The organism is Nocardia sp. NPDC049149 (assembly GCF_043197455.1).
Lineage (GTDB): Bacteria > Actinomycetota > Actinomycetes > Mycobacteriales > Mycobacteriaceae > Nocardia.
Genome location: NZ_JBICTD010000003.1, coordinates 754,484 through 780,138, shown reverse-complemented (window position 1 = coordinate 780,138; position 25,655 = coordinate 754,484). Strand labels below are relative to the sequence as shown.

Sequence of the window (25,655 nt, the reverse complement as noted above, 5' to 3'; positions counted from 1 at the left end):
GAGCTAGCGCGCCCGAGCGCGACGACGTTCGATCTCACTGGCGACCCGTGGCTGCTGATCGGCGGGGACTAGGGCATGGATGTCCTCGCGTGAACTGATGGCCAACTTGTGCAGGATCGAGGCCATCTGGGCGTCCACCGTGCGGTTCGAACTGCCGCGCCGCGTGGCGATCGCCGAATTGGTCCACCCGGCTGCCGCCAGCACCGCGACGTCTTGTTCGGCGGCGGACAGTTCGTGCCACGCCGAAGGCCGATACTGTCGGACCGGGTGATCCACCGGCAGTCGGTCCAGCGACAAGGTGCCGAGCGCCAGCTGGGTCACCTCGCCCAGCTCCGGTCGCAACATCGCGCCTTCGCGTTCGGCGGCGGCGAATGCCTCCGGCCCGAGCACCTGGCGTGCTACCTCGGCGGCCTTCTCCGTCTCATCGGAGAACGGGCCGAGATTCTTGATGTCGGCGCCGACGCGGTGCCGCAAGGTCGCGGCGCCGCCGGTGAGCCGCGCGATTTCCAGCGACCACCGCAGCACCTGCTCCGGTTGTCTGCCCTGCGGTGCGCGGGCGTCGGCGACCTGCTGCGCGAGCGCCCATGCCAGGAAATGGATCGCCCAGACCGCGCCCCATTGGTCTCTGGTCGAATCCTGGTAGGCCAACGCCTTTCGGAGGATGGTGACCGCCTGCAGCGGGTCGCCGTGCTTGGTCAGCGCGAGCGCCCAGGCCATTTCGGCCCACGATTGGGTCCACTGCGCGCCGGACTCGGTGACGGTCGCCACATACGCAGCGGTGATCTCGCGTGCCTCCTTGGCGGTCCCGAGGAATCCCGCGGCAAGCGCCCGGAACAATTCGGCCATCGCGGCGCCGCCCGGATCGCCCATGGCGGCGAACTGTTTGCTTGCCCTGGCCAGCACCGGGATCGCGCAGGGCGCGCGGTCCACCAGCATCAACTGGCACCCTCTCGCGAATTCCACCGGCGGCGGCAGACCGAGATCACGCGTGGGTTCGGACCGCCAGTCGGCCGCGCTCGCCTCGGGAAGGCACAGCGCGACACACTGGTCCAGCGTCCGCATGGCCTCATCGACCTTGCCCTGGCAGAGGCCGACCCAGCTGATCAGCGCCAAGGCCCCGACTTCGAGTTCGCGCGGCGGCGGGTCGAGCGCGCGGGTGGCGGCCAACGTTTGTTCGGCCCAGCGCCGGGCCTCGCGCAGCGAGCCTTTGTAGAACGGGACGCGAGAGCCGATCAACCCGACGGCGATCTCCAGGCCGATTTGCGCCTCCCCCGGGGTGGCCAGGCTGCCGTCGATGGCGCTGAGAATGTTGTCCCATGCCGCGCGGGCCCAGTTCAACAACTCCACCTCGGCGGTGCTGTACCACGTGGACTGGATGCGGGCGACCATGTCGCGGTAGTACCTGCGGTGGCGTCCGGTCAGTCGGGTCCACTCGTCGCCTGGGCGATCGAGCAGCCGCTGCTGGGCGAACACGCGGCAGCTCTCCAGCAGCGAGTACCTGACCGAGTTCGGTGTCATGTGCACCAGCACCAGCGACTGATCGCTGAGGCGTTCGAGCAGTCCGGCGACCTCGTGGACGGCGATGGACTCCGCGCCGCCATCGGAGTCGGCATCGGCGCAGACCGCCTCGATCGCGGCCAGCTCCGCGCCGACATCACCGTCGGCGGCGCTGCCCTTGTCGTCCGGTGCGATGTCGTAGCCCGCCGAGAACACCGACATCCGTTCGAACAGCAGGCGCTCTTTCGGCGTGCACAGGTCGTATGACCACGCGATGACGTTGCGGATGCCTTGCTGGCGTTCGTCCGCGCCGGCTCGCGGCCCGTGCGACCAGGTGAGCCTGCGATCGCCGGCACCGCCGGTGAGGTCGTCCAGGATCATCATCAAGGGCTGGCGCCGCAGCCGCGCGGCCGCCAACTGGATGTGCAGCGGATGGTTGTGCACGTGCCTGCAGATCGAGTCGGCGAGGGTGATCTGGTCTTCGTCGACGATGGCGTGGCCGGACAGTTCGGCGCGCTGCCGGAAGAAGTCGAGCGCATGCCCGCGCGACAGCGGGGGGACGGGGACGAGTTGTTCGTCGACCCAGCCGATCGCCTCGCGGCTGGTCGCCAGCACAGTGAGGCCTGGCACCGCGTCGAGCAGACCGGTGATCACCTGGCCTGCTCCGTCCAGCACGTGCTCGCAATTGTCGAGCACCAGCACCGACTGCCCCTTCGCCACGGAGCCGCCGAGCGTATCGATCAGCGTCTCCCACACCGACCGCCCGGAATAGTCGGCCTCGACGATCGAGTGCGCGATCTCCTCCGCGACCGTTTCCGCGCTCGCGCCCTTGGCCAGCCTGGCCAAGCGCGCCCAGCGCACCGGCAGGTGTTTGGCTTTGTGGTACCGGTGCACGGCTTCGGCGGCCAGCCGGGTCTTGCCGATGCCGCCCGCACCGATCAGGGTGATCAGCGGAGCTGAGCCCATCAAGAGCGTATTGATATGTTCGAGCTCGGATTCTCGGCCGATGAAGTCGTTGGTAGTCGCCGGTGGTAGCGCACCAGCTTTGCGTGAACGTGGTGCTGACACATTTGTGAGACTAGTCATCTATTTGCCGTTATGGGCTGCGAATCCGGTTGTGGGAGTCCGGAAGTCTGTCGTCGGCGTACTCGGTGCCGGTCCCGCCGATCCGTGACGGGGCATGCGCTGTGGCCACCGGGTGATCAGCGCCAGAGCAGTCTACTCGGTTCGAGGCTTAATTGGTCGACCGTTCAATGTGAGGCCGTTATGGCCGTGCAGAACGGGAGACGTCGAGGGGCGGCCCCGGTGGGGTACCTGAATTGCAGGCGGGCCCGCTATCGCCGCGAATACGGTCGAGTGGGAGGTGTCGCAACTTCCGGCAGCGAAAACGCGAGAGCGGAACTGGTCGACAGCGCTACCGGACCGCCGGACGTGACCCGTCGAATCCCGCCGAAGGGGTTGGCTGTGAGTTCGCCACCAGCTGCTCACTGGCTGAGCATCGGGTGGCCGTCGTCGTCCAGCCGCACCGAGAAACTTTGGCGCAGTAGGTCGTCGGGGTCGGGGTGGTCGGACCGGGTGTGGCAGCCCCGGCTTTCGGTGCGGGCCATCGCGGCGAGCAGCACTGTCTGTGCCGCCAGGGTCAGGGCGGTGTCCTCGATTCCGGAGATGAGCTGCGCGGATGGATGGGTCTCCGGTCGCGGGTCTGTCGTGTCCGCAGGCTTGGTGCGCAGCGTTCGACGTTGTGCCGTAACGGCTTTCATTCGCTCGAGCGCCTCTTCGAGTCCGGCTCGCTCGCGCACGATCGAGGCATGATCGGTCATCAGCCGTTGGAGCAGCGTGCGGTCGGCGGCATGGTCTACCCGAGTGGGGATGTCGCGCACCCGTACTCGGACACCGCGGCGTTCGGCGGCGGCCACACCGACTCGTGCGCCGACGACGAGACCTTCCAGCAAGCTGTTGGACGCCAACCGATTCGCGCCGTGCAGGCCCGTTCTGGCCACCTCGCCCGCGGCATAGAGGCCGGGGATCGGGGTGCGGCCGTGCGGATCGGTCAGCACGCCGCCACATTGATAGTGCGCGGCAGGGGCGACCGGGATCAGGTCGGCCTCGGGATCGATGCCTGCCGCGCGACAGGATCCGGTGATCGTCGGAAACCGTTGGGCGAAACCGGTTATGGCGCGCGCGTCCAGATAGACGTGATCGGTGCCGAGGGCGCGCATCCTGGTCGCGATGGCCCGCGCGACCACGTCACGGGGTGCGAGGTCGCCGCGCGGATGAACACCGGCGGTCACCGACTGCCCGTCCGAGTCCACCAGCACCCCGCCCTCGCCGCGCACCGCCTCGCTGATCAACGGCCGCCGACCGCGCCCACCCGGCGTGTACAGCACGGTCGGGTGGAACTGCACGAACTCGAGGTCGGCCACGGCGGCGCCGGCGCGCAGGGCAAGCGCGATGCCGTCGGCGGTGGCGCCTGGCGGGTTGGTGCTCGACGCGTACAGCTGGCCGAGGCCGCCGGTGGCCACGAGCGCGGCAGGCGTGTGCACCACCCCGAATCCCTTGTCGGACAGCACGACAACGCCCTGGATCCCGTTCGGCCCGGTGACGATGTCGCGCGCCGCCGCGCCGAACAGCACCGGCAATCCCGCCGCGTTGAGCGTTCGCTGTACCTCGGCGCCGGTCGCGTCGCCACCCGCGTGGATGACCCGCCTGGTGCTGTGCCCGCCCTCCCTGGTGCGCGCGACCGCGCCGTCGGCGCGGGTGTCGAACACCGCGCCGAGCCGGGTCAGCGTGGCCACCGCGTGCGGTCCGCCCCCGACGACGGACCGCACGGCGGCCGGATCACATAATCCCGCGCCGGCGTCAACGGTGTCGCGCACATGGGATGTCACCGAATCATCCTGCGGCGCAACAACAGCGATCCCGCCCTGGGCGTAGTGGGTCGCGGTGTCGAGCGGGCCGCCTTTGGCGAGCACCACCACCCGCAGCCCCCTGGCCACCGCGGTGCGGGCGGCGGTGAGCCCGGCGATGCCACCCCCGATCACCACCAGATCGGCACCCGATTCCCACTCGATCACCGGGGCACTCATGGCGACCAGCTGCGGCGCCGGGTCGGCACGCGTAGGTCCGCACGGCTATTCATCGCCACCGGGTTGTCCGATCTCGATCATGCGTTGGACCGAGTTACGGCCGCGGGCTGCGGTTTCGGGGTCGACGTGGACCTCGTCCCGGCCCTCGACCAGGCAGCGCAGCAGCGCGGCGGGGGTGATCATCTTCATGTATTTGCACGAGGCCCGGTCGTTGACGGCTTGGAAGTCGATACCGGGAGCGGCTTTCCGCAGCTGGTGCAGCATGCCGATCTCGGTAGCCACCAACACCTGAGTAGACCCACCGCCACGGCGCTGGCGTACCTCACGGGCGGCGTCGATCATGCCGCCGGTGGACAGGATGTGTACCCGCTCGGACGGGAACGCGCCCTCCCCGGCCAGGTACAACGCGGAGGTGGCACAACCACATTCGGGATGCACGAACAACTCCGCGTCCGGGTGGGTGCGGGCCTGCTCGGTGAGCTCGTCTCCGTTGATCCCCGCGTGCACGTGGCACTCACCAGCCCAGATATGCATGTTCTCCCGGCCGGTGACGCGTTTGACGTGCGCGCCCAGGAACTGATCGGGCAGGAACAGCACTTCCCGGTCGGGGTCGATCGAGGCGACCACCTCCACCGCGTTCGAGGAGGTGCAGCAGATATCGGTCAGCGCTTTGACTTCGGCGGTGGTGTTCACATACGACACCACCACCGCGTTCGGGTACTCGGCCTTCCACGCCCGCAACTCCTCGGCCGAGATCGAGTCCGCCAGCGAACACCCCGCCCGCTGATCCGGGATCAGCACCGTCTTGGCCGGGCTCAGGATCTTGGCGGTCTCGGCCATGAAATGCACACCACAGAACACGATCGTGTCCTCAGCCGCCTCGGCCGCGATCCGCGACAACGCCAGCGAATCACCCACGTGATCGGCCACGTCCTGAATCTCGGGCAACTGATAATTGTGCGCCAGAATCGTCGCGTTCCGTTCGCGAGCCAATCGCTTGACCTCCCGCGCCCACTCCGGAGTCGCCGCACTCGGCGCCTGCGGGGTTTCGTCGGTGGCGCGCTCGGTCGTCGGCACTGTCGCCACAGCTCCTCTCCTTGTCGATCTGAAGGTGTCGGCTCACCGAGAGGCGTAGGCGGACAACGTCATCGGCCTCGGACGGCTCGGTGCGCGCGGGTGCATGGGCGGCGGGCGTCGCGTGCTCATTGAGCGTTCTCCGGTCCGTAGGGGTCGCACATCGGGTGGTGCGGCTACGGATGCGCGCGCGACTGCGTAGGAATGACACTCCCGACTCGCCGTGACACATTGAATGTACCGATGTTTAACGGTACATTACTTAACGTCCGACGTGAGGCGCGACACATCGCGCCAGCGTTGTGGATCACGACATCGAGGTGGAGGTAGCGCGGTGGCGGTGCGGCAGGTAGCCCAAACACCCGAGATAGTCCGAAGTACCATCCCGGCACGGATGGATCGACTGCCATGGACGAAGTTCCACTGGCTGGTCGTCGTCGGTCTCGGAGTCTCTTGGATTCTCGACGGGATCGAGATCCAGATCGTGTCCAGCATGAGCGGCGCCCTGCAGAGCCCGCACACGCTGCATCTGACCAGCGCTGAGGTCGGTGCGACGGCGTCGGTCTATCTGGCGGGTCAAGTCGTCGGCGCGCTCGTCTTCGGACGGCTCACCGACAAGCTCGGTCGCAAACGGCTGTTCATCATCACCTTGATGATCTATCTGCTGGCCAGCGGCGCGGCAGGCTTGTCGTTCGACTGGTGGATGCTGCTCGTCTGCCGATTCGTGGCAGGCATGGGCATCGGCGGCGAGTACACCGCGATTAACTCCGCGATCGACGAGATCATCCCGGCCAAATACCGTGGCCGGGTCGACATCGCCGTCAACGGAACCTATTGGGGCGGCGCCGCGATCGGCGCGGCGGCCACGCTGGTGCTGTTCAACGAGAACATGGTGCCGATCGAATGGGGCTGGCGGCTCGGCTTCTTCATCGGACCCCTGCTCGGGCTCGCGATCATCTTCGTGCGCAAGAGCATCCCGGAAAGCCCGCGCTGGCTGCTGACCCACGGCCGCGCGGAGGAGGCCGAGCAGACCCTCGACGTAATCGAGCGACAGATGCGCGCCGACGGGATCGCGTTGACGCCGGTAACGGCCAAGGACGAGCTCGCCATTACGAACCCGCCCCGCCTCACCCTCTGGGAATTGGTCAACGTCTTCTTCAAGAAGTATCCGCGGCGCTCATTCCTCGGGTTCAGCATGATGGCGACCCAGGCGTTCCTCTACAACGCGATCTTCTTCACCCAGGGCATGGTGCTCGTGCACTTCTATGACGTGCCCCTGTCGCACACCGGCTACTACTTCTTCCCGTTCGCCATCGGAAATCTGCTCGGCCCACTGCTGCTCGGACCGCTGTTCGACACGATCGGTCGCCGGGTGATGATCTGCGGCACCTACGTGATATCCGGGTCGCTGTTGTTCGTTTCCGCTTGGGCGTTCCACGCCGGAATCCTCAGTGCCGCCTCGCAGACGTTGCTGTGGTGCGTCATCTTCTTCTTCGCCTCGGCCGGTGCGTCGTCGGCATATCTCACCGTCAGCGAGATCTTCCCGCTCGAGCTGCGCGGGCAGGCCATCGCGTTCTTCTTCGCCATTTCCCAGGGCGTCGGCGGCGTGATCGCGCCCTTCCTGTTCGGGCACCTCATCGGTGGCGAAGACAACCCGAATCCGGACCGGAACCCGCTGACCGCGGGCTATGTGATGGGCGCCGTCATCATGGTGACCGGCGGCGTGATCGCGTGGTACTTCGGCGTCAACGCCGAACGAAAGTCGTTGGAGGACATCGCAGAACCCCTGTCGAAGGCTCCTCCGCCGGAGGCAGCGAACCCCACGGTGCAGCTGCGCTGACCCGGATTCGCTGCCGCGCGATTCGGCCCCGCGTCCTCGGGGCCGAATCGCGCCTTTTGCGTGAGTTGCTCAGCCGCGCCGGATCTTTCGGGTAACCGGTGTCTGCTCGAGGCGAGGCATGGTCAGGGGTTGTCGTCGGATTCCGCAGCCGCGTCGAACTTCTCGAAGTCGATGGGGCGGTAGTCCGCCATGTCGTCGACCACCGGATTGTTCTCCCATTCGGTGAGTTCGGCGTCCCAGGCTGGGTATTCGGGATGATCAGGGCCGATGATCGTCGCGCCGCGGATGAACTCGCCGCCGGGGCCGTGTGCGAAGAACTGCACCATGATTCGGCCGTCGTCGAGACGACTGGCCAGCGGGTGGTCGGTACTCATGGCTGGATCCTCAACACTGTGTACAGATGGTCGAAATAGGCGATCAGATGCTGCGCGGCGGCGGGCGATCGAAGGAAGGTGAGCGCCGGCGTCGTTGGGGGCAGCAGGATGCCTTGGCCCTGGGTCTTGTGGACGTAGTCGTACCAGGCGAAAGCCTGGGCGAAGAGTTCACTCTGACCTACGCCGCCGGGTTGGGCCATGTACTTGAGTGCTTCGGAATTCATCCCCGAAAAGTGGCCGAGCACTGCCTGGTGCACCGCCTTGAACTTCATTTCTTGGCTCGGGTAACCGAGGGCCGCATCGACCGCGTGCCCGAACTCGTGCCGCCCGGTCAAGTGGTCGGATCGCTGGGTGTGGCCGATGAGCATCGCCCGATGATCAGGAAGATAGACACCGCCGACATCGCGCCACGTCGTTCCTTTCGGCCACCCTCGTGGCTGCTGGTTGGCAACGTTGCCCTTGGGCCAGGCCGGGTGCCCGATATCGACCACGCTGTCCTCGCCCAGCCAGATCCCGCCATGTGGTGATGTGCGCATGTGGGCGGCGACACGATCGTGCAATGGCTGAGGCAGACCAGCCAAGTGCTCGGCGCTGAACATAGCGCGCCACGAGTTGTCGGTGTGAAACTGATTCCCATAAATCTGGGCAAGGAACTGGTTCGCTGTGCTCGATCCGAGGAAGGTCGGAGCGGGTGCGCCTGCCCCGACCGGATTCATACCAGGATGGCTCGGCGCGTCGGCGGCGAGCAGGCCACCGACTCCGCGCTCGGTGGTGTGGACAATGGACTCGCGATAGAACGTGCTGACGGCGTGACCGGCTTTGCCGACCGACCGTGCGGTGGCCCGCAGCACCGTCGCGGCGATATCAAGACCCACTCCACTCACCTCGAGACCACTTGCACCGTGATCGTAGGCGCGGACCGCTGGTGCACTGTTCCCATTCCTGCGGGTATCGGCTGCCTCGGTGCGCAGCGAAGCAGGCACGGGAAATGCCCTGTCGACGCTGAATTGTCAGCGACGACAGGGCATTTCGCTGGCGCCGGGTTCAGGCGGTGAGCCTGCCGTACTGAACCAGTGCCCAGCCGAGGGCGCCGATGGCGGCGGTGTTGAACAGGCCACGCACGATATTCCAAGTCACCCAGGAGGATTCGAACGCTTCCCGCAGCCCGGCATAGTCGATCGGGCCGGTCGCGTCGTTCGCCACCGCCATCGCGTTGTTCAACGGAATATTGAACCCACCACTGACCACCAGGCTGATGATGTTGAGCGCGGCGCCGATGCCGATCCAGATCAACACCGACCGCATATCGGAGCGCAGGAAGAACAACCCCGCGATGATCGAGAAGCCGACCGAGCCGAGGAAGCTCAGCATGAACACCGGATTGACGATGACCACGTTGATCTTGTTCATCACCTCGACGAAGGTCTTGTCGTCGAACTTCCCGAGCGCGATCATCACCGACACCGAGTAGGCATAGAACAGGCCTGCGAGCAGCCCCGTCGTGATGAGCGCGAGGATGAGCGCAGTGACCCCGGGCAGGGACTGCGCACGGTCACTCATCGGGTCTCTCCTGTGCTCCAGACGCCGGATGCCGCTGCGGCACGGGCGAACTCGGTGAAGTCGCGCGGCTTGCGGCCGAGCGCCCGCTCCACTCCGTCGGTCGGGGTGGAGTTGCGCCCGTCCAGCACCGTGTGGAACAGATAGTCGAGCAGGTCGATCTGCTCCAGCGGCATCTGATAGTGATTGAGCGAGTCGATGAAGTCCTGGCGCGAGCTCGGCGCGTACCCGATCTCCCGCCCGAGCGCCGCGCTGATCTCCGCCGTGGCCTCGGCGAAGGTGAGTCCGCGCGGTCCCGACAGCACATAGATCTCGCCGAGATGCTTCGGATCGGTCAGCGCGGCGACCGCGACGTCGGCGATGTCGTCGGCGTCGACGAACGGCTCGGGAACATCGCCTGCGGGCAGCGTGATCTCGCCTGCCAGGATGTAATCGAGGAACCCGCCCTCGTTGAAGTTCTGCGAGAACCAATTGCAGCGCACGATCGTCCAGCCGAGACCGGAATTCTGGACGAACGCCTCGCACTCTTCGGCCTCGGGCTCACCGCGCCCGGAGAGCAGGACGACCCTGGGGATTTCGGCCTGCTCCACCGCCTTGACGAACTCCTCGATGATCGCCGGAGCGCCCGTCGCCGCGAGGTCGGGGTGGTACGCGATATAGACCGCGTCGACGCCGGCGAGCGCGGGCGCCCAGGTGGTGGCGTCGGCCCAGTCGAAGGGAATGTCCGCCGTGCGCGATCCCGACCGAATGGCGTGACCGAGCTGAACGAGTCGATCGGCGACGCGGCGACCGGTCTTACCGGTGGCGCCGGTGACGAGCGTCAGGCGCGGCGGGAAATTATCTGGTGTATTGCTCATGATATTGCCTTTGCTTGATTTTCGCGGGGAGAAAGCAGCGCAAATCAACCCGTGGAATGGTGGTGAGATGGCCGATCGGCCGGATTGTTCTTTCGCATTTCTCTTGGAATGCGGCATGGGTCACTGATTCGAATTAACGCATTGTGGGATCTCCTCGTGATCGGGTTCCGGCGCACCGGAGTCCGGCGGCTGCACTGTCGCCTGACGGCACCTTCGACGCCACCTCGGTGGGCGACCGGACCTTAACTCTATCATCTATACTATAGGTGCAATAGTATATTTCGTCTACCGAACATACGTTCGGGAACTGGAAACCGTCGATACGCTGGAGTCATTACAATATGATCTATAGTATAGTTTGCATAGTAATGACGCCCGCGTACCTGCGGGTAGGTTCGGGGCCGATGCACGCGAGCGGCGAGGGAGTGTCGAGGTCATGGCGGATGGCGAACTGTCCGACGAACTGGTCCGGCTGTGGCGGCTGCCGACCGGGTCGGGGCTCGGCCGCCGGGCCGCCTTGGATATCGACACCGTCGTCGGTACGGCCATAGAGCTGGCCGATCGTGCGGGCCTGGCGGGAGCGACCCTGCCGAAGATCGCGGAGAAGCTCGGGGTCACCCCGATGTCGCTGTACCGCTACATCGGGTCCAAGGACGAACTGCTCACCCTGATGGGCGACATGGCCTTCGCGCGGAGCGCGGAACTCGCGGGCATCGCGACATCGTGGCGTGCGGGATTGCGGGCGTGGGCAATTGAGCTCTGGTCGGCCTACCAGGTGCACCCATGGCTTGCGGATCTACCGATCTCCAGTCCGCCGCGTGGGCCGAGCGCGATCGCCTGGATGGACGCCGGACTACGGGCCATGCGCGACATCGACCTGGACCGGATGACCAAGGTGGGCACGCTGACCTTGCTCAGTGGGTACGTGAATTTCGCGGCGCGGATGGCGCAGCAACTCGAACAAGGCTGGCGGCAGAGCACGGTCGATCCCGCCGTTGCCGCGCGCGAGTACGGGCAGGAGATGGCGGAACTGGTGGCGCCCGCGCGGTTCCCCGACGCGGCCGAGTTGTTCGCGGTCGGCACCTTCGAGTCGCGCTCGGCGCCGCCGACGGACGATCCCGCTGATCCCGAGAGTAACTTCCTCTTCGGTCTCGGGGTCATCCTCGACGGGGTCCAGGCCATCGTGGGGAGTGGATCGCCGAACCACCCGTGACCCTCGTAGGGGTCGTCCATCCGGCCTTACCTGCGGTATCGACGAGGTCGTTGATTCGACTCTGCAATTTCTTCGGAAATGTCGCTGATGCGTGCACGTCGCCGCAATATCGCGGTGACGTGCTCGACACATCGGTATTCGATTTGCGCCATGCATAAGGTGTCTCCGCGCATAAGGGGGTGCGCGGTGAGTTGCTACCTAAAATCGATACCTATTGAGTGACCGGTTTTGCCCTCGTATCGTGAGCGAATCGAAGATCGTTACCGAGCGGTGGTTTTACACTGTTTGGGCGACTGGACGAGGTCGGGTTAAAAAATGGAAAACATGGCATCCGCTGGTTTGGCGCCATGTCGGTTCGATATGTGTGGTTCACGACCATGAATACACGGACGGACAATTCGCGCACGGTTGCGGTGATCGGCACCGGTCTGATCGGCACCTCGGTCGCGCTGGCGCTACGCAATCAAGGCATTCGCACCTATCTCCATGATCGGAATCCCGCTGCCGCCGCCGCTGCGGCCGCCCGGGGCGCCGGGATTCTCGGCCTACCGTCGACCGCGGTCGACCTCGCCGTGGTTGCGGTGCCACCCACGGGCATCGCGGCGGTGCTCGCGGAAATTCAGGAAAAGAAGCTGGCTCGCGCCTATACCGACGTTGGCAGCGTCAAAACAGCGCCGTTGGCCGAAGCCGAGGCCATGGGGTGTGATCTGACGACCTATCTCGGCGGGCATCCCATGGCGGGCGGCGAGCGATCCGGACCGGCCGGCGCAAGGCCCGATCTGTTCCGCGACCGGAACTGGGTGCTGACACCGCTGGCCACCACCAGCGCCGAAACCCTCAGCGCCGTCATCGATGTGGTTCGAATGACGGGAGCGCGGCCGATCATGATGGCGCATGCGGAGCACGATCGCATCGTCGCGCGCACCTCGCATGTGCCACACGTGATCGCCGCCGCGCTCGCGGCCAGCCTCGACAGCGCCGACGACGCGATGCTGGGGCTCTGCGGCGCCGGGGTCAAGGACGCCACGCGGATCGCGGCAGGGGACGCCGCGCTGTGGACCCAGATACTTCGGGCGAACGCGACCGAGGTCTCGAAGGTGCTGTCGGAAATCGCCGCCGATTTGACGGCGGTCTCGCAGGCGTTGGGCTCCGACGCCGACGCGATGACCGCACTGCTGCGCCGCGGAAACACCGGTCGCGCCTTGCTGATCGGCGAGCACCGCGGAGCCGACCATGGTTAATCATCGCGTCGTGCTACACGGCGAATCCGCCATGCTGCTGTCGTGCGCCGCCGGACCGTGTTTGTTCGGCACCGCGTTTCTCGCACTCGAACTGCTTCCGCCGTTGCCGCTGTGGAATGCGGCATTCCGAGTACTTCCCGCCGGACTACTGCTGATCGCCATTCGTCCTGCACTGCCACACGGGATTTGGTGGTCGCGCATGACGGTGCTCGGCGTGCTCAACTTCAGTGGCTTCTTCGGGATGCAGGCACTGGCCGCACATCGCTTGCCCGGCGGGGTGGTCGCCACGATCTCCGCGGCGCAATGCATTGTCGTCCCGTTTATCGTGCTCATGTTCGGACAGCGGGTCGGATTGCGCCAATTCACGGTGCCGCTACTCGGCTTGTTCGGCGTCGGGCTCCTGGTCCTGCGCGGCGACACCAGGCTCGACGTCGTCGGCGTCGCCGCGGCGGGCGCGCTCGCGCTGTTCTCGTCGACCGGCATGGTGCTCACCCGCCGCTGGGGCGTGCCGCCCAACACCCACCCGGTCAGTGCGGTCGCGTGGCAGATGCTGGCGGGCGGGGTGATTCTGCTGCCGTTGGCCGGTGCCCTCGAAGGACCACCACCCACGCTGACCTACGACCAATTCCTCGCGACGGCCTGGTTGGCGATCGCGGCAACCGCGGTGGCCTTCGCCTTCTTCTTCGGCGGCCTCTTCCACGGGGTTGAGGCGACGACGGCGTCCCGATTGATGTTGCTCGGACCGGTGGTCGCGGTAACCCTCGGCTGGTCGTTCGCGGGGGAACGGCTGACCTTCCTGCAAATCTCCGGGATTCTGCTGGTGCTCGCCGCCCAGTTCGGTGGTCTGGAGCAGCGCGGCGCGGCGTGGCAGCTCCGGATGCCGAGCGGGCTCGCGCCGCTGGCCCACCGGATCAGGCACCCGTATCACGCCGGGACTTGATGGCCGGGTGGGTGCTTATGGCCGAGCTACCTAAGCACCCAAGCACGGTCCCGCTCGCTCGATTCAGGCCGATTCGGGCATGCAGTGCGCGAGTCGCAGCGTGATCTCGACGAGCTCGTTGAACGGGGGGCGTCGGGTGTCGTGCGGCGCCACTTCCCAGTACCGGATCCGGTAGTCAGGGCCGGGCAGCGTGATCAACGCTCCCGCGGCGGTCATCAGCACGCGATGCCGGTACAGCGCGCCGAAGCGCGGCACCGAGCGGTCGGCTGCCCGCGCCCCTTGGGTCAGCAGCATCCAGAAATCCGATCGGCGATTGGCGATGACCGGCGTCGGCAGATCGCGGCGCATCAGTTCCCCCAGTACGCGTTCGGCGAGGCCGATCGGCAGCTGAATGCCATCGACGCTGCCGGTCCGCAGCAGGATCTGGCCGTGGTCGTCGACGGCGGCATCGAAGCCGTTGTCGGCCCGGTACCGTGCGCACATCTCCGACACGGAGGGGATGGCGAAGGTGGACATATCTTCCTCACAACGTCCTTGGTGAAAAGTTCGGCTGCTTCGAGCGTGCGGCCGTAGGTACCGCAGGTGCATCGGTAGCCGCTCACCTGCTGGTTTCCGCCGGTCCAGGCAGCATCCGCTAGCGCATTCCCAGTGGTGGGAGCTTCGGCGTGCGCGCATCGACGGCGACCGAACGACAATCAGTCAGCGATTCAGTCCGCGGGTTCGAGAGGTTCGCATGCCGGAACACCCCAACGGAACCGACCGCCCGTTGCTGCATCCATGGGCGAATCGGCGGACGCGCCGAACCATGCTGTCGCGCAGGCAAACCCATCCCTGGGGTGGTCGCAGGCCGTCCGAGTTCGATGTCGCCCAGCGGCTCTCGCATCCCTGGGCGACGCGGCCGCTGGTGGCGGCCGAGCCGGTACTGGAGGCGGCCACCTCGGGTGCGATTGATCCGGGCACCGAACCGTCCTCGGGACGCAGCGGCCGCTCACGCCCGAGCGGGCGCCGCCTCGGCGCCGGTCTCGTGCAGCTGCCGAAGAGCGCCGAGGTGGATCCGCGCACCGTGCTGCTGCCGAACCCCGAAGTCCCTGAGCGCAAACGCTTCTGCTGGAAATGCGACGAACCCATCGGCCGGACGACCGAGTCGCAGCCCGGGCAGGTGGTCGGCGACTGTCCGAAATGTAGTGCGCCGTTCAACTTCCGGCCGCTGCTCGAACCGGGTGAGCTGGTCGCCGACCAGTACGAGGTGCAGGGCTGCCTGGCGCACGGGGGGCTCGGCTGGATCTATCTCGCCGTCGATCGCAACGTGAGCGATCGGTGGGTGGTGCTGAAGGGGTTGCAGAATCCCCTCGATTTCGAAGCGCATGTCGTCGCGCTCGCCGAACGGCAGTTCCTTTCCGAGATGGCCTATCCCGGCATCGTCAAGATCTACAACTTCGTCAAGCATCGCTCCGCGCGCGGGGTGCCCGACGGCTACATCGTCATGGAGTACGTGAGCGGGCGATCGCTGCGTAAGCTGCTTGACGAGCACGCGCCAGAGCGGATTCCGGTGGCCCAGGCCATCGCCTATGTCATGGAAGTGCTTCCGGCACTGGACTATTTGCATTCGCTCGGCCTGGCCTACAACGATCTCAAGCCCGACAACATCATGGTCAGCCAGGACGAGGTGAAGCTGATCGATCTCGGTGCGGTGGCGGCCATGGAGTCCTACGGCAGCCTCTACGGGACGCCGGGCTATCAGGCGCCCGAAATCACCACCACCGGACCCACTGTCGAATCCGATATCTACGCGGTGGGCCGCACGCTCGCGGTGCTGACCCTGCCCGTGCCGATCGGTCCCGACGGCAACTATGTGCACGAGCTGCCCGCGCTGGAGCAGCATGCGGTGCTGCGGCGCTACCCGTTCCTGCACCGGCTGCTCAAGCGCGCGACCGACCCGGATCCGCTGAGCCGCTTTCCCTCTGCGTACTCGATGTACTGTCAGCTCGGCGGCGTCCTCAGGATGGTGCTTGCGGTGGACTCCGAGCGCGAGCACCCGCAGGCCTCGATCGAATTCGGTAGCCTACGAGGCGATTTCGGCACCGACACGCTGCTCGGTGAGACCGACGGCATGGTGGACGGCATTCACCGAGCCCCCGGCCTCGACGTATCGAGCGTGATCGCCGCGCTGCCGGTGCCGTTGATCGACAGCGAGGATTCGAGCGCCGAATTGCTGTCGACGCTGCTGCACGGTGATCCACAGCGGGCCATCGACGCGGTGCGCCGCGCCCGCGATCGGATCGAAACGGGAACGATTTCCGCCCCACCGTCTTTCGAACTGGAGAGCGCGCTCACCGCGATCCGGGCACACCTGGATCTGGGGGAGTACGACCCGGCCGCGTCGCTGCTCGCCGAGCTGCGTCCCACCTACGACGCCGATTGGCGCCTCGATTGGTACGCAGGCGTTTCCGCGTTGCTGCGCGGCGACTACGACGGCGCGTATCGGCTGTTCGACACCGTGCACACGGCGGTGCCCGGTGAAATCGCGCCGCCGCTGGCCTTGGCCGCTTGCGCCGAACTGGTGCTCCAGCGTGCGGGGCCCGCCGAGGCGGACCGGTGGCGGCGCGCGGGAGTCGAGCACTATCGGACCGTGTGGCGCACCAACCACGGCGTGGTGAGCGCGGCGTTCGGGTTGGCCCGCATGCTCGCGGCGACCGACCCGGATGCAGCTGTCGCGGTGCTGGATCGGGTGCCGAAGGCATCACGCAATTACGCACTGGCCCGCCTGACCGGTTGTGTGCTCTCGGTCTCGCGGCCGATCGAAGACATCACCGAGGCCGATTTCGGCGAGGCGGCGGCCAGGCTGCTCGCGCTGCCGGACGAGCCGAGGGCCCTGCAACTGCGCATCATCGTGTTCGGCGCCGCCCTGGAATGGTTCCGGGCGGGCTATCACCCACAGGACCCCGACCCGTCCCTCTTCGAATTCCCGTTCAACGAACCGGGCATGCAGCGCGGCCTGGAATTCGGGCTGCGCGCGTTGGCCAGGACCGCACCCGATCGGCTGCACCGCTATCGGCTCGTCGATCTGGCCAATCAATTGCGTCCGACGACGGTTTGGTGAGCGCGCGCGCCGGTCGTCGGCGATCTTTCGAGTTGCGGTGCGTTCGGCGCTGTGTGCGTGCCGGATACGGCTGGGAATACGTGCTGCCCGACCGGGATGCCGAGCGCACATGGACCCTCGGATGTGGTTTCCTTTGTGTATGACCGCGGGTGTTGAATACACGATCGATGAACTGGCGCGCGAGGCCGGGACGACCGTGCGAGCCCTGCGCGTCTATCACGAGCGAGGAGTGCTGCCGTCACCGCAGGTGAAGGGGCGCACCGGGTACTACGGCACCGACCATCTCAACCGGGTGCACACGATCTCGCGCCTGTTGTCGCGCGGCATCAAGCTCAACGGGATCAGGGAACTGCTGGAGGCGTGGGATCGTGGCGACGATCTCGGCGACATCCTCGGTGTCAGTGAGGGTGACGAGCCGGAGTTGACGATTGCGTCCGGCGCGGACACCATCGCGGCGACCGCGCTCGGCGAGCTCTACAGCGACGTGCCCAACGGGCTGGCCAGGGTGGTGCAGGCCGGGCTGTACGAACCGGTCGACGCGACGACCTACCGCGTCGCCGATCGGCAACTGGTTCGCTTCGCGGATGAGTTGTCCGAGGCGGGCGTTCCGCACACCGAGGTGCTCAACGAGGTCGAGCGATTACGGGCCGACTGCGAGCGCATTGCGCGGCGGTGCGCCGACCTGTTCGATCGGACTGCCGGGCAGGACTTCCGATCCTCCGAGCGAACCCCCGACGATCGCGCCGAGCTCGCGCGTCGACTGACGGTGGCCACCTCGGCGCCGGGCCGGGCCGCCGCCGACCTCACGCACCGGCTCTTGGTCCGGTATCTGGAGCTCGATTCCGAATTCGCTGAGGTGCTCGCGGAATCCTGATCCGATGGCGTCGGTCCACTGTTGAATGTTCCGCTAGGTAGCGGTACGTTATATGGGTCACTTAGGTGGCTGATGCGTACCGAAACGAGGAACTCCATGGATGCAGCCAATCGAGTCAACCGGTCGTGGTCGATGGTCGCGCGGATCGCAGTGGTGGTCGCGCTCGCCGCGGCGCCTATCACGGTCGCCGCCTCGGCCCATGCCGAACCGATAGTTATTGAACCGATGGCGATCGAACCTGTGGTGGTCGAGCCGGAGCAGGCAGGCGCGACGCACGAGATTCAGCGCCCCGGGCCGTGGTATCCGTTGCGGCCACCGTGGTGGGGAGGTGGTTACCCAGGCGGTTGGTACGGCGGGTACCCAGGCGGTTGGTATGGCGGGTACCCAGGCGGGTACTCGTCGTGGTGGTCCGGCAGCGCGTACTGATCGATGACCACCTCCGGTCATCCGGACGGCGAACGGCCGCGCCACGGCATCGCATTCTCCGTTGTCATCGGCATCTGCCTTCTCGTGCTTGCGGTGATCGCGGGCTGTCTCCTCAGGGACGAGCCCGCGCCCTCGGTCGCCGCGAGCCGGTCGGTGATGACAAGCAACCCGCCGATCGATTTCGGCGTTACCGCGGGAAAAGTGCTCACCAATAATGGCGCCATGATCACCGTCGCTGGTTTCCTCGGTGCCGAGACGATTGTGTATGCCACGGTGCACACCAAAGTTTTGATGATCGGCGGAAATCATCTTTCCGATGTGCGGGTCGGCGATACCGTATTCGTGCACGGTGACAAGAGAACCGACGGCTCGATTACCGCGAAGTTCATTATCGGCGGTAGTTCTTGGCAGCGTCCCGTTCGATGATCGGAAACTGACGCCGATTGTCTTTGTTACGCCATTCCCAGGGTTGGGTAGTGGTCGGGCCGGAATGACACATAGCCGGGCTATGCTGCAGATCGACACGTTCTAGCTGCAGAATGGGCCACGATGAAAACGATCGCCGTACGCGCCAGAAAGGTGGCGTTGCACCGCCCAGGAGCGGCGACGCCAGGGCTGCTTTCGGTGATCGATTCCTCGGAGCGGCAGATGCAGGACTCCGTCGATCTGCTCGGTGCGGGCAACCCCGGCCTGACTTCCGGCACGATTCAGGTGCTGCGGAAGAGTGGGCTCCTCGATGGCGACGGTCAGTCCGTCATGGTCGACGAACTCGGCAATGAGGTGACGGAACTGAGTGACCTCAAAACCAGATTCGGTGAGCAGGACAAGGTGGTCGACACGTCGAAAGATGTCGTCGGGACCATACCCGAGGAAGCTTGGGGAAAAATACAGCTGACGATCAAGCAGTTGAATGACGTGCTGGATTCCGCGCCGCCACCGATAAAAGATCAGAAGTATTTATCTGCGGCAACGGAGAGTAAATTGACAGCCGCCGTGTATGCGGCCGTCGCCGAGGTGCACAAACATGTCACGGATGCCCACTCGCGCATGCAGAACGAGGCACGCAATATCAGCGGTCAGAACAATTTCCCGCTGCGGCCGACAAACACCGTTCCCGTATCCAATGGTTCCGCGCCGACGAATTCCGCACCGATGAGTTTTGCCGGGCCGAGCTCGCAGCCTGCCCGCGCGGCCGGTCCGAGCCGGGCCATGCGCGGTGCGAGCGGGTACGACGGCACGTACACCGACAAGATCGATCCGAGCGCCGCCGCTTCGGGGAACCGTCAACGTCACGTACTGAGTCGGCCGGAGGTGGAGGCCTACATCGGCCAGGCGCTCGACAAGCTCGGCATCACCGATCCAGTGGCACGGGCGAATTGGACCAAAGGCTATCTCGTGCTGATCGAGCGCGAATCGGGTAACAATGTCAACGCCATCAACCTGACGGATTCGAACGCCAGGGCAGGCATCCCGTCTCAGGGTTTGACCCAGACCATTCCTGGCACGTTCGCGAGCTATCACGTTGCGGGCACGTCGAACTCGATCACCGATCCCACCGCCAACATCGCCGCGAGCATGAACTACGTCATGCAACGGTGGAAGGTCAGCCGCGACGGCAGCAACCTGACCGCGAACGTGCAGCAGGCCGACGCCGGTCGGTCTCCGATGGGGTACTGATCCTGGGGCCGTTCGCGCACCAGGCCGTAGCTTCCGTGAATCAATGGCGGCACCGTGCTCAGGCACCATTGTCGGCGCCCATGGATATGTGCGCCGTCACGTGCCCGGCGGGGTTCGGCGGCGATGCCTGATCGTGAGCCGTTTCGGGCGGAGTCGCTCGATCGGCCGCGATCGCCCCGCGGCACAGCGGAAGGCTTAGCGAAGACCGCGACTCACACTGTCGCGGTGCGCGGCGACCGCGTCGACGAGGCGGTCAGGCGGGCTGGCCGTCGCCTCGACTACGGCGGATTCTGTGCGCCGACTCAGCAATTCGCGGCGTTGGGCTTGCAGACGTACCAGCTGCCGTCGGGCCGCTGCACGCGAGTCCAGGTGGGGGTCTGCCCGTCGGAGTCGCGTCCGCCTGACTGTGCTTGCCGCGAGCGCTGCTGGTTGTAGTAGTCGCGCCGGTTCTGGTCGATCTGCGCACGGTCCCTGGCGTCGACTGCGGGGCTGTGGTAGCCGAGCGGGTCGGTGCGCCGTTCGGGCCGGTCCGAGTTGTTCGAGTTGCCGTCGGACGATGATTCGGGCCTGGCATCCGCAATTCCCGGTGCGTGGGTTGCGGCTACCCCGGTCATTGAACCGATGATCGCGGCGGCGACCAGCAGACGTGCCATCGTCTTGCGGGTGGTGGTCGTGGACATGAGGGTCTCCCATCGCGAGCAGGACTCGTCGGAAACGCCTAATCACTGCTCATCGTACCGTTATTTAATGGCACGATAGTTGGTGGAGCGATGATGTGTCGGCGCCCACTTCTCGGTGCTGGTAAGGAAAGGGCCGCCGAACGGCAGCGACGTCGGCTTTCTCGACTCGGTTTCCCACCGACGGGAAGACGTTCGATACGGGTACCGGGCTCGACAGGTGAAGATGGCGTACCACTCGCGGCCGGCCAACCGCTCCGGCCTCGCGACTCACCATGAGAGAGAAGCGCATTCGATGAGGATCAGCCATGCACTACGCCTCGGTATCGGGGCCGTCGCCATCGCCATCGCCGCCTCGACCACCGGATGCGGTGGTGGCAATGACGCCGGGACCGGAGGCAGTCAAGCGAAGGACGGCAAGCTGACCATCGGCATCAAGTTCGACCAGCCTGGCCTGAGCATTCGCGACGCCAACGGTTCGTTCCGCGGGTACGACGTCGAGGTCGCCAAGTATGTGGCGGGCAAACTGGGTGTCCGGCCCGCGGACATCACCTTCAAAGAGGCGCCGTCGGCGCAACGCGAGACGATGATCATGAACGGCGAGGTCGACTTCGTCGTCGGCACCTACTCGATCACCGAGGGCCGCAAGGAAAAGGTCGACTTCGCCGGGCCGTACTTCGTGGCGGGACAGGCGCTGCTGGTGCGGATGACGAACACGGATATCACCGGCGTCGAGTCGTTGAACGGCAATAGGAAGGTCTGCTCGGTCAAGGGCTCCACTCCGGTGCAGAACATCAAGGACAACTACGCCAAGGACATTCAGCTGCTCGAACTCGACACCTACTCGAAGTGTGTCGATCAGCTGAGAAGCGGTGCGGTCGACGCGGTGACCACCGACGACATCATTCTCGCCGGGTACGCCGGGCTGGCGCCGGGCGAACTGAAGCTGGTCGGCCCCACGTTCAGCGTCGAGAAGTACGGCATCGGCCTGAAGAAGGGCGACCGGGACACCCGCGAAAAGATCAACAATGCGATCGAGGAGATGGTCGCCGACGGCTCGTGGCAACGGGCCTTCGAGACCACGATCGGCCCGCTCAGCGGTTCGACGCTGACGCCGCCCGTCGTCGACCGCTACTGAGCTGGCGGCGGCGGATGAGCGAATTCCGGGTGATCACCGAAGGTTTCGCGACCACGGGCGAACAGCCCACCGAGCCCGATTCGTCACCGCCGCCGCTGCGGAATTCGGCGTTCGTGAATCTCCCACGCCCGCCTGGTCTTTCACTGGCGTTCGGGGCTGTGGTCGACATGGCCGAGGCCTGGTTGCGACTGGTGCTCGAGGAACTGATGTCCTCGACAACGTCGGGACCGCCTGCGATACCGGATATCCGAAACCTCTTGAACTGGGCGGGGGTGACGAGCCCCGACGGTACCTCCGAGCTGGCGACCGGCTACCAGCACCGCATCGCCGACTTACAGGAATACACGCGGTATTTGAACCGGCACAGCGCCGCCGTGCCTCGGCAGATCGCGGGGATGGAAGGTTCGGTCCATGCCACCTTGCTGGCGATATGGGTGGACATCGATGTGTTGACCGAAGCGCTCGCCGTGGTGCGCGGCCCGTTCCTGCTGCCATGGATCGAGGCGATGCTCGTGGCTCGCGTAGCAGGGACACTGACAGATGTGCAGGACAGACTGACCTAGCCTGCGGTCGGGCCACTGCCGCCCGAGTCGGCGGACGCGCCGCGTGTCGGCAAAGGTAACCCCGTGGTGACCTCGGGCGATTATGCTCCGGCGCATGGCGGACAGTCTCGAACGAAGCCGCGGTCGATCTCACCGTGCCGCGGGTTTCGTCGGCCGGGACCGGGAATTGGCGAAGATTGCGGCGCTGCTGTCCGAGTCGGTCCGATTGGTCACGCTGATCGGTTCCGGCGGTATCGGGAAGACCTGGTTGGCGACCGAGGCCATGCGGCGCTACCGCCACGACACCGGCGCCGCGATCTATTGGGTGCGGCTCGCGCGGTTGGCGCGGGATGCCGACGTGGCGATGGTCGAGGAAGAGGTCGCGCAGGCGGTTGTCGAGCTCGACTTCTCCCACCGATCCGCGTGGGATGTGTTGGTGGACAATCTGATCGGCCTCAGCTCAGCCGACGGCGCTGTCCCGACGGTGCTGGTGATGGACAATTGCGAGCACGTGCTCGCCGCGGCGGGTCAGGTGATCGCGGAGTTGCTGGAATCGGTTCCAGGACTGACGATTCTGGCTACCAGCCGGGAGGCGATCGGCTGGGTCGACGAGGGATTGGTTGTGGTACCGCCGCTGACCCGCGACCAGGCCACCGAGCTGTTCCAGCAGCGGGCGGCGGCCGCGGGCATGCCGCTCGGCATCGAGAACGCCGAGACCATTGCCGACATCTGCAGGCACGTGCACTACCACCCGCTCTACCTCCGGTTGGCCGCGGCTCGATTGCGGTACCAGCCGTTGCCTGGAGTGCTGCGTGAGCTGAGCGGATCCGCCGATGATCGTCGACTGCGGTGGTCGCACGGACCGCAGACCGGCGTGGACAGCAGGCATCGAGCGATGGGCGATGTCATCGACTGGTCCTACGAGCTGTGTGGCGAGCAGGAACGCATCCTCTTGCAGCGCATGTCCGTCTTTGCCGCCGGTTACGAGGCGAATCCGGAAGACGACGAGGACGGCAGCGCCGTCGGGGCGGAATTGGCTGCCATCGAAGAGGTGTGCGCGGATCGGCCGCCCGGCGAGCACGAGGCGGACGCGGCGGAACCGATGCTGCGACAGGACGAGATCGAAGAGCTGCTCGGCCGTCTGGTGGACCGGTCGCTGGTGACGGTGCACTTCGGCGCGGACATCGTGCGGTATTCACTGCTGGAGAGCATCCGGGTCTTCGTGCGGGAACGCCTCGACGAGCGGGCACCGCAGGAATGGCGGCGGCTACAACGGCGGCACCTGTTCCACTACCGGACCAAAGTGGTTGACGCACAGACGAACTGGCTGAGCCCGGCGGGCCAGGGCATGGTCGACTGGGCGCGGGTGGCGTGGGACAACCTGCGCATCGCGATCGAAGCCAGTCTCGCTACGCCGGAGGACGCCGCGGTCGGTGTCGAGCTGGCCGCAGGCCTGATCGCGTTGCGCGCGCCGATGGTGCGCGGATCGCTGCGCGAGGTCAGGCAATGGATGCAGCACACGCTGGACACCGCGCGCCAGACCACCAGCGAGAATGTGGCGACCCACATCAACGCGCAGGCCCTGATCTGCTGGGTGGCGCTCTGCCAGGGCAGGCGCGCGGACGCCGAGCACGCGCTGCAGGCGTGCCTGGCGATGGTGATTCCCGATCCGGACTGGCGTCGCGAGTGTGATCGAGTCGAGCTGCTCGCACCGTTCGACTTCCTCTTGGGTGTCGCCTTGATGATGCTCGACCGCGACCCGCGCGCCATCGGCGTGCTCGGCCGAGCAAGCGAAAAGTACCTGGTGCTCGGCAGGGACGGCGCCGCCGCCGTGGCCGAGCTGTTCGAGGCGCTTGCCGCGGGCCTGGTCGGATCCGTCGACCAAGCGGTCGAGATCGCGGAGCGCCACCTCGACCGCACCACGCGCGCAGGCGCCGAAGCGGCGATTTCGTGGGCGCAGCTGGCGTGGGCGGTCGCGTCGACCAGACAGGGAAATACCGACGCCGCGTTGACGATCGGGCGCACGGCGTTGGCATGCCAGCTGGAGATTCGTGATCAGTGGGGAGCAGTGTGGGCGGTCCACGTCCGGATGTGGACGTTGGCGCGGGTGGTCGCCGACATGACCGAGGCAGGCGATTCAGGGATCGGCCCGCCGAGCATCGAAATCGCCCGTCTGGTCGGCGGAACTCGCGCATTGCTTGCCAGCATAGGCATCGAGATTCAAGGACTCGGTCCGTTCGCGGATGCGACCGACCATGCGATCGACGTCGCTCGTCGCGCGTTGGGCTCGGAGGAGTACGAAGCGGCGGTGCGTCAAGGCGAGCGTTTGCGGCCCGAACGCAGGGAAGTGCATTCGCTCGCACTGGGATTGCTGAACCTCGACCGGCTCGGCCGCAGCCGGACCAGGCCCGCGCACAGCTCGGTGCCGTGGGACGGTTTGACCGCCGCCGAGCAGGAGGTCGCGTTGTTGGCGGCCGCGGGATTCGCGAACACCGCGATCGCCGCGCGCCGGGGCAAATCGTTCAAAACCGTTGATGCGCAAATGGCTACGATCTTCCAGAAACTGATGATCACCTCGCGCGGTGAGATCATCCGGTTCGTTCCAGGCGCGGAATTGGAGCGGGTACGCGCCGAAGCGGCCGAGCGACCGACCAGGAGATCCGCGGGCAGCGGACGCACCGAGCCAGGTCCGCGCAGCAGGTGATCGGTGTCGTCGTCGAGCGAGGTCAGTCGTCGCCGACGAGGTCGTCCCACTTGGCGTCGTATTCCTTGCTATAGGAATCGAATTGGGTGAAGCGCTTGGAGTCGACGCCGTTGGTCACCGGCGAGGTGCCGTAGATGTAGCCGATTTCCTCGGCGGCCTCTTCTCTGGTCTTCGCACCGCTGCGGTATTCCGCGTAAATTGCGTTCACTTCCGTTGTGTTCGTTGATATTCCGATATCGGGTCCGTCGTGGTCGATAATCCACTGACGTGAGTCGCGTGCCGCTATGTCCGCATCGCCCTCGGACTTGAAACGCTCCAGTATGTTGGCGATCACCCAGTCGTCCTTCGTGGTGTTCTCCAGCGGAATCTCTTTCGGGTGATAGCCACTGGGATGAGCATGGTTGATTTCATGGGCCAGGACTCTGACGGTCATCAGCACGTCGTTGTGGTGCGCGAGATCGATCTCGATCACGCGGAGGTCGTGTCGAGTCCAACTGCCTTGGCCCTTCGGGCCATAACGAATTGTCCATCCTTCTGCTTTGAGATCGCGGGCCAGTTGAGCCAGCACGGGGTCGAACCTCGCGACGAAGCGGTCGACCTTCGGGCCGAGGCCTGCCAGCGGACCACGGCCGGAGATTGCGGCGGCGTACGCGTGCGATTGAGTAGGTGGTGCCACGTCGGGTGCGGCGGATCGGTCGACCGTTGCCGTCGCCTCGACCACTCTTTTTGCCGCAGTTCCGGGTGCGCGGGTGTGATCGTGCAGCACCTTCGATTCATCCCGGACAACGCCGACCAATCGACCCATGAAGTCGATGAGGGTGGCGATCGGGCTCTTGCT

General features: G+C 65.9%; 22 protein-coding genes. 12 read left to right on the top strand and 10 right to left on the bottom strand.

Going from position 1 to position 25,655, the window contains the following annotated elements; translation table 11 throughout:
• Window positions 1-3: 3 nt before the first annotated feature.
• The 3 genes from ACGFNJ_RS14390 to nadA all read right to left on the bottom strand — a co-directional run bounded on the left by ACGFNJ_RS14390 (window position 4) and on the right by nadA (window position 5,660).
• Window positions 4-2,463: an ATP-binding protein gene (locus ACGFNJ_RS14390; protein WP_393447236.1), complete on the bottom strand. Its 2,460-nt coding sequence runs from the start codon at window positions 2,461-2,463 to the stop codon at window positions 4-6.
• A gap of 518 nt (window positions 2,464-2,981) precedes the next feature.
• The gene (locus tag ACGFNJ_RS14385; protein ID WP_393447234.1) at window positions 2,982-4,583 is read right to left on the bottom strand and encodes an L-aspartate oxidase; all 1,602 of its coding nucleotides are present in this window, start codon (window positions 4,581-4,583) and stop codon (window positions 2,982-2,984) included.
• 45 nt (window positions 4,584-4,628) lie between these two features.
• Window positions 4,629-5,660: a quinolinate synthase NadA gene (gene nadA, locus ACGFNJ_RS14380; protein WP_393447844.1), complete on the bottom strand. Its 1,032-nt coding sequence runs from the start codon at window positions 5,658-5,660 to the stop codon at window positions 4,629-4,631.
• 391 nt (window positions 5,661-6,051) lie between these two features.
• Between nadA and ACGFNJ_RS14375 the strand changes: the two genes are divergently transcribed.
• Window positions 6,052-7,497, top strand: a complete 1,446-nt coding sequence (locus ACGFNJ_RS14375; protein ID WP_393447232.1) for an MFS transporter — start codon at window positions 6,052-6,054, stop codon at window positions 7,495-7,497.
• 122 nt (window positions 7,498-7,619) lie between these two features.
• Here the strand turns inward: ACGFNJ_RS14375 and ACGFNJ_RS14370 are convergent, their stop codons facing one another.
• The 4 genes from ACGFNJ_RS14370 to ACGFNJ_RS14355 all read right to left on the bottom strand — a co-directional run bounded on the left by ACGFNJ_RS14370 (window position 7,620) and on the right by ACGFNJ_RS14355 (window position 10,285).
• A complete protein-coding gene (locus ACGFNJ_RS14370) occupies window positions 7,620-7,871 on the bottom strand; it encodes a hypothetical protein (RefSeq protein ID WP_393447230.1) in 252 nt (83 codons plus the stop codon).
• Window positions 7,868-8,746, bottom strand: a complete 879-nt coding sequence (locus ACGFNJ_RS14365) for a hypothetical protein (protein ID WP_393447228.1) — start codon at window positions 8,744-8,746, stop codon at window positions 7,868-7,870. The genes ACGFNJ_RS14370 and ACGFNJ_RS14365 overlap by 4 nt, the downstream gene beginning before the upstream one ends.
• A gap of 169 nt (window positions 8,747-8,915) precedes the next feature.
• Entirely contained in the window at window positions 8,916-9,431 is a 516-nt protein-coding gene (locus ACGFNJ_RS14360; protein ID WP_393447226.1) for a DUF1772 domain-containing protein, read from the bottom strand.
• On the bottom strand, window positions 9,428-10,285 hold the full coding sequence (locus ACGFNJ_RS14355) for an NAD(P)H-binding protein (protein ID WP_393447224.1): 858 nt from the start codon (window positions 10,283-10,285) through the stop codon (window positions 9,428-9,430). The genes ACGFNJ_RS14360 and ACGFNJ_RS14355 overlap by 4 nt, the downstream gene beginning before the upstream one ends.
• Before the next feature lie 436 nt (window positions 10,286-10,721).
• Here ACGFNJ_RS14355 and ACGFNJ_RS14350 point away from each other — a divergent pair, with 436 nt between their 5' ends.
• The 3 genes from ACGFNJ_RS14350 (at window position 10,722) to ACGFNJ_RS14340 (ending at window position 13,679) form a co-directional block, all read left to right on the top strand.
• Entirely contained in the window at window positions 10,722-11,498 is a 777-nt protein-coding gene (locus ACGFNJ_RS14350; protein WP_393447222.1) for a TetR/AcrR family transcriptional regulator, read from the top strand.
• Window positions 11,499-11,875: 377 nt separating this feature from the next.
• A complete protein-coding gene (locus ACGFNJ_RS14345; RefSeq protein ID WP_393447220.1) occupies window positions 11,876-12,739 on the top strand; it encodes a prephenate dehydrogenase in 864 nt (287 codons plus the stop codon).
• Window positions 12,732-13,679 carry an EamA family transporter gene (locus ACGFNJ_RS14340; RefSeq protein ID WP_393447218.1) on the top strand — a complete coding sequence of 316 codons (948 nt, stop codon included), beginning with the start codon at window positions 12,732-12,734 and terminating at the stop codon, window positions 13,677-13,679. The genes ACGFNJ_RS14345 and ACGFNJ_RS14340 overlap by 8 nt, the downstream gene beginning before the upstream one ends.
• 63 nt (window positions 13,680-13,742) lie before the next feature.
• Here the strand turns inward: ACGFNJ_RS14340 and ACGFNJ_RS14335 are convergent, their stop codons facing one another.
• On the bottom strand, window positions 13,743-14,195 hold the full coding sequence (locus tag ACGFNJ_RS14335; RefSeq protein WP_393447217.1) for a hypothetical protein: 453 nt from the start codon (window positions 14,193-14,195) through the stop codon (window positions 13,743-13,745).
• A gap of 217 nt (window positions 14,196-14,412) precedes the next feature.
• On the opposite strand from ACGFNJ_RS14335, the gene ACGFNJ_RS14330 reads away from it, so the two are divergent.
• The 5 genes from ACGFNJ_RS14330 (at window position 14,413) to ACGFNJ_RS14310 (ending at window position 19,756) form a co-directional block, all read left to right on the top strand.
• Window positions 14,413-16,779, top strand: coding sequence for a tetratricopeptide repeat protein (locus ACGFNJ_RS14330; RefSeq protein WP_393447215.1), 2,367 nt, complete (start codon window positions 14,413-14,415; stop codon window positions 16,777-16,779).
• Window positions 16,780-16,918: 139 nt separating this feature from the next.
• Complete coding sequence (locus ACGFNJ_RS14325) at window positions 16,919-17,653, top strand: MerR family transcriptional regulator (protein WP_393447213.1); 735 nt, start codon at window positions 16,919-16,921, stop codon at window positions 17,651-17,653.
• A gap of 96 nt (window positions 17,654-17,749) precedes the next feature.
• Complete coding sequence (locus tag ACGFNJ_RS14320; protein ID WP_393447211.1) at window positions 17,750-18,079, top strand: hypothetical protein; 330 nt, start codon at window positions 17,750-17,752, stop codon at window positions 18,077-18,079.
• A 3-nt stretch (window positions 18,080-18,082) separates the two neighbouring features.
• Window positions 18,083-18,505 carry a hypothetical protein gene (locus ACGFNJ_RS14315; RefSeq protein ID WP_393447209.1) on the top strand — a complete coding sequence of 141 codons (423 nt, stop codon included), beginning with the start codon at window positions 18,083-18,085 and terminating at the stop codon, window positions 18,503-18,505.
• A gap of 330 nt (window positions 18,506-18,835) precedes the next feature.
• Window positions 18,836-19,756, top strand: coding sequence for a transglycosylase SLT domain-containing protein (locus ACGFNJ_RS14310; protein WP_393447207.1), 921 nt, complete (start codon window positions 18,836-18,838; stop codon window positions 19,754-19,756).
• A gap of 302 nt (window positions 19,757-20,058) precedes the next feature.
• Here the strand turns inward: ACGFNJ_RS14310 and ACGFNJ_RS14305 are convergent, their stop codons facing one another.
• Window positions 20,059-20,436, bottom strand: a complete 378-nt coding sequence (locus ACGFNJ_RS14305) for a hypothetical protein (protein ID WP_393447205.1) — start codon at window positions 20,434-20,436, stop codon at window positions 20,059-20,061.
• A gap of 292 nt (window positions 20,437-20,728) precedes the next feature.
• On the opposite strand from ACGFNJ_RS14305, the gene ACGFNJ_RS14300 reads away from it, so the two are divergent.
• The 3 genes from ACGFNJ_RS14300 (at window position 20,729) to ACGFNJ_RS14290 (ending at window position 24,817) form a co-directional block, all read left to right on the top strand.
• Window positions 20,729-21,571 (top strand): glutamate ABC transporter substrate-binding protein, encoded by an 843-nt coding sequence (locus ACGFNJ_RS14300; RefSeq protein WP_393447203.1) that lies wholly within the window; start codon window positions 20,729-20,731, stop codon window positions 21,569-21,571.
• A 14-nt stretch (window positions 21,572-21,585) separates the two neighbouring features.
• A complete protein-coding gene (locus tag ACGFNJ_RS14295; RefSeq protein ID WP_393447201.1) occupies window positions 21,586-22,134 on the top strand; it encodes a hypothetical protein in 549 nt (182 codons plus the stop codon).
• A 94-nt stretch (window positions 22,135-22,228) separates the two neighbouring features.
• Window positions 22,229-24,817, top strand: a complete 2,589-nt coding sequence (locus ACGFNJ_RS14290; RefSeq protein ID WP_393447199.1) for an AAA family ATPase — start codon at window positions 22,229-22,231, stop codon at window positions 24,815-24,817.
• A gap of 22 nt (window positions 24,818-24,839) precedes the next feature.
• Here the strand turns inward: ACGFNJ_RS14290 and ACGFNJ_RS14285 are convergent, their stop codons facing one another.
• The gene (locus ACGFNJ_RS14285; RefSeq protein ID WP_393447197.1) at window positions 24,840-25,385 is read right to left on the bottom strand and encodes a hypothetical protein; all 546 of its coding nucleotides are present in this window, start codon (window positions 25,383-25,385) and stop codon (window positions 24,840-24,842) included.
• Between the last annotated feature and the right edge of the window lie 270 nt (window positions 25,386-25,655).

Excerpts from the sequence above, each read along its gene's own strand:
- ACGFNJ_RS14390 (WP_393447236.1), bottom strand. The coding sequence starts at position 2,463 with ATGGGCTCAGCTCCGCTGATCACCCTGATCGGTGCGGGCGGCATCGGC.
- ACGFNJ_RS14385 (WP_393447234.1), bottom strand. The coding sequence starts at position 4,583 with ATGAGTGCCCCGGTGATCGAGTGGGAATCGGGTGCCGATCTGGTGGTG.
- ACGFNJ_RS14375 (WP_393447232.1), top strand. The coding sequence starts at position 6,052 with ATGGATCGACTGCCATGGACGAAGTTCCACTGGCTGGTCGTCGTCGGT.
- ACGFNJ_RS14370 (WP_393447230.1), bottom strand. The coding sequence starts at position 7,871 with ATGAGTACCGACCACCCGCTGGCCAGTCGTCTCGACGACGGCCGAATC.
- ACGFNJ_RS14360 (WP_393447226.1), bottom strand. The coding sequence starts at position 9,431 with ATGAGTGACCGTGCGCAGTCCCTGCCCGGGGTCACTGCGCTCATCCTC.
- ACGFNJ_RS14355 (WP_393447224.1), bottom strand. The coding sequence starts at position 10,285 with ATGAGCAATACACCAGATAATTTCCCGCCGCGCCTGACGCTCGTCACC.
- ACGFNJ_RS14350 (WP_393447222.1), top strand. The coding sequence starts at position 10,722 with ATGGCGGATGGCGAACTGTCCGACGAACTGGTCCGGCTGTGGCGGCTG.
- ACGFNJ_RS14345 (WP_393447220.1), top strand. The coding sequence starts at position 11,876 with ATGAATACACGGACGGACAATTCGCGCACGGTTGCGGTGATCGGCACC.
- ACGFNJ_RS14340 (WP_393447218.1), top strand. The coding sequence starts at position 12,732 with ATGGTTAATCATCGCGTCGTGCTACACGGCGAATCCGCCATGCTGCTG.
- ACGFNJ_RS14335 (WP_393447217.1), bottom strand. The coding sequence starts at position 14,195 with ATGTCCACCTTCGCCATCCCCTCCGTGTCGGAGATGTGCGCACGGTAC.
- ACGFNJ_RS14330 (WP_393447215.1), top strand. The coding sequence starts at position 14,413 with ATGCCGGAACACCCCAACGGAACCGACCGCCCGTTGCTGCATCCATGG.
- ACGFNJ_RS14325 (WP_393447213.1), top strand. The coding sequence starts at position 16,919 with ATGACCGCGGGTGTTGAATACACGATCGATGAACTGGCGCGCGAGGCC.
- ACGFNJ_RS14320 (WP_393447211.1), top strand. The coding sequence starts at position 17,750 with ATGGATGCAGCCAATCGAGTCAACCGGTCGTGGTCGATGGTCGCGCGG.
- ACGFNJ_RS14315 (WP_393447209.1), top strand. The coding sequence starts at position 18,083 with ATGACCACCTCCGGTCATCCGGACGGCGAACGGCCGCGCCACGGCATC.
- ACGFNJ_RS14310 (WP_393447207.1), top strand. The coding sequence starts at position 18,836 with ATGGTCGACGAACTCGGCAATGAGGTGACGGAACTGAGTGACCTCAAA.
- ACGFNJ_RS14305 (WP_393447205.1), bottom strand. The coding sequence starts at position 20,436 with ATGTCCACGACCACCACCCGCAAGACGATGGCACGTCTGCTGGTCGCC.
- ACGFNJ_RS14300 (WP_393447203.1), top strand. The coding sequence starts at position 20,729 with ATGAGGATCAGCCATGCACTACGCCTCGGTATCGGGGCCGTCGCCATC.
- ACGFNJ_RS14295 (WP_393447201.1), top strand. The coding sequence starts at position 21,586 with ATGAGCGAATTCCGGGTGATCACCGAAGGTTTCGCGACCACGGGCGAA.
- ACGFNJ_RS14290 (WP_393447199.1), top strand. The coding sequence starts at position 22,229 with ATGGCGGACAGTCTCGAACGAAGCCGCGGTCGATCTCACCGTGCCGCG.